The sequence below is a fragment of the Nostoc sp. KVJ20 genome (assembly GCF_001712795.1).
Lineage (GTDB): Bacteria > Cyanobacteriota > Cyanobacteriia > Cyanobacteriales > Nostocaceae > Nostoc.
Genome location: NZ_KV757718.1, coordinates 17,118 through 17,637 on the forward strand (window position 1 = coordinate 17,118; position 520 = coordinate 17,637).

General features: G+C 46.3%; 1 protein-coding gene. It reads right to left on the reverse strand.

All coding sequences use genetic code 11. From position 1 onward, the window contains the following. Window positions 1-520 (reverse strand): HEAT repeat domain-containing protein (locus A4S05_RS43805; RefSeq protein WP_256091298.1); only part of this gene is annotated, 520 nt, incomplete at both ends.

A 520-nucleotide genomic window follows, 5' to 3' on the forward strand; every position in this document is an offset into this window, starting at 1 on the left:
CAATGCCGATGCTGCACTAGAACGAACACTTAGATCAACGGATTTATCCTTGAGGAAGTCAGCGATATCTTTGACGTAGGGTTTGGCTGCCTCACCCATTTTACCCAATGCCTCTGCTGCACTGGAACGAACACTTGGATCAACGGTTTTATCCTTGAGGATATCAGCGATATCTTTGACGTAGGGTTTAGTTGCATCCCCCAGATTTCCCAATGCCACTGCTGCACTGTAACGAATAGAGGAGCGATTAGGGATAATAGGGATATTGGTATTCTCTCCAAGGATTTCAGCTTTGAGGAAGTCAGCGATGTCTTTGATGTGGGGTTTGGCAACTTCACCAAGATTTCCTAATGCCTCTGCTGCACTAGAACAAACATAAGCATCAACGGATTTATCCTTGAGGATGTCAGCGATGTCTTTGACGTAGGGTTTGGCTGCCTCACCCAGATTTCCCAATGCCGATGCTGCACGAGAACGAACATTAGCATCAACGGATTTATCCTTGAGGAAGTCGAGGATG